This is a genomic window from Bacillus sp. AFS001701 (assembly GCF_002559405.1).
Taxonomy (GTDB): Bacteria; Bacillota; Bacilli; order Bacillales; family Bacillaceae_G; genus Gottfriedia.
Map to the genome: position 1 here is coordinate 1 of NZ_NTZO01000231.1, position 2,054 is coordinate 2,054.

A 2,054-nucleotide genomic window follows, 5' to 3' on the forward strand; every position below is an offset into this window, starting at 1 on the left:
TATATATATAGGGAGGCAGATTATAATGAAATTTTTTTATAAGATTATGATTTTATTGATTGTAATGTCTTCTATTCTTCCAGCAAATAAGCAGGTAAATGCAACTAGCAAAAAGGAATTTCTGCGAATTGAAGGATATAAGCCAAACCAAACTGTAACCAAAATTCCTAATCTAGCTAATATTTTCCAGGTTTCAACAAATCAGATCCTTGTAACTTTTGATTCACAAGTTGATCTAAATTTAGGAACAAAAGCATCATTTTATTGGATTCAAAGTCTATCTGATAAAATCCCTACCGGAATTGCATCACTAGGAAGCAAAAGTCAATTTAATGCAAGGAATGCTTTATCAAATAACCAAGTTACAATTACAAAGGTACAAGGTGATAACAATTCATTCTTGTTAACCTTTAAACAAGAAATACCTTCAAATAAGCGATTTAAACTAGCAGTTCGTCATTTGCACGCTCCTGGTGGAAAACCATTTGATGGTATAAATGGTATGAAAGTATTTACAGGTAAATAATTATTTTGTAATTTGTCTACACGATGTAATCCCCTATAACAGAGGGGATTTTTTTATGCTTTGTAAAGAATATTGCCAAACGATCGGTAGGAATTTTGTAGCTTACTCCGAAAAAAAAATTTAAAAAATAAATAAATTATAGAATTGACTTTTACGTTGCGTAAAGGTGTATTGTAAAGATGTCAGGAGGTAGTCGCAATGGAATATACAGTACAAAAGCTTGGACTTCTAGCAGGAATCAGCACAAGGACTTTAAGATATTATGATGAGATTGGAATTCTTAAGCCGGCAAGAATTAACTCATCAGGATATCGGATTTATGGTCAAGCGGAAGTAGAGCGCTTACAACAAATCTTATTTTATAGAGAACTAGGCATGAATTTAGAAAACATTAAAGAAATTATTACATCACCTGATTTTAATAGTGCCAAGGCGTTAACTGAGCATCGTGAGCAGCTTCTTGATAAAAGAAAGCAATTGGATTTATTAATTTCAAACGTTGAAAAGTCAATTGCTCTAACAGAGGGGAGAATTACAATGTCAAATAAAGAAAAATTTGAAGGCTTTAAGAAAGATATGATCGAAGAAAATGAAAAGAAATATGGAAAAGAAGCACGTGGAAAATATGGAGATGAAGCTGTTAATAAAGCAAATCAAAAAGTAATGAATATGACAGAAGAAGATCATAAAGAAGTAACGCGACTTGCTGAAGAATTAACAAAAACACTAGCTGAAGCATTTAAAACAGGTAATCCATCAAGTGAAATTGCCCAAAAAGTAGCTGATTTGCATAAACAATGGTTAACATTTTATTGGAGCAAATATAGTAAGGAAGCGCACGCGGGTTTAGCCCAAATGTATGTAGACGATGAACGTTTTAGAGCACATTACGATAAGGAACAACCGGGAACTGCTGAATTTTTAAGAGATGCAATTCATATTTACACACAACATAAAAAATAGGTCGGGAAAGGTGTACTTAGACTAGTTCGAAGTACACCTTCTCATAATTCGTAAAAGGTTCATGAGGAAGTAAAACAGCAAAATGAAGATGTTGTCAAACTCCTAAGACTCCTATAAGATATGTGGGAAAGCTAAGATCCTAATGTACTTGTCAAAACAACGCGATGGCTCAACTCCCATGTCCCATGGAAAACAACATTCTGTAGTGTAAATTAGGCTCAACCAAAAAGTGCACCTAGATTCAATCTAAGTACACTTTTTTTATATTTTTTTGGAAAAAAATAGTAAATGTATTCAACGAAATTTGGTATAATTATTTTTATGATTAATTAGTTTGATGTAAATTTTGTAGAGAAGTATTATAAATTTTTAAATAATGGAATGTTTATGTACAATATAGGTAAGAATTTGATTTAAATAATTCAATTTTTAAACTAAGGATGTACTAAAATGGACGAACAATTTATACCAAGGAAAGAGCGACATAAGAAGCGCTTTATTAGAAAGAGTCAAAATATTGAGCGTGAAAAAATAAAATTTAGTACTTATATATTAAGTATATTTT

At 31.4% G+C, this 2,054-nt stretch carries 2 protein-coding genes; both read left to right on the top strand.

What is annotated here, in order from left to right; translation table 11 throughout:
- The first annotated feature begins 25 nt into the window (after positions 1–25).
- Positions 26–526: a hypothetical protein gene (locus tag CN514_RS15575; RefSeq protein ID WP_141529394.1), complete on the top strand. Its 501-nt coding sequence runs from the start codon at positions 26–28 to the stop codon at positions 524–526.
- Between the two features lie 198 nt (positions 527–724).
- Positions 725–1,489: a MerR family transcriptional regulator gene (locus tag CN514_RS15580; protein WP_098233375.1), complete on the top strand. Its 765-nt coding sequence runs from the start codon at positions 725–727 to the stop codon at positions 1,487–1,489.
- The last annotated feature ends 565 nt before the right edge of the window (positions 1,490–2,054 follow it).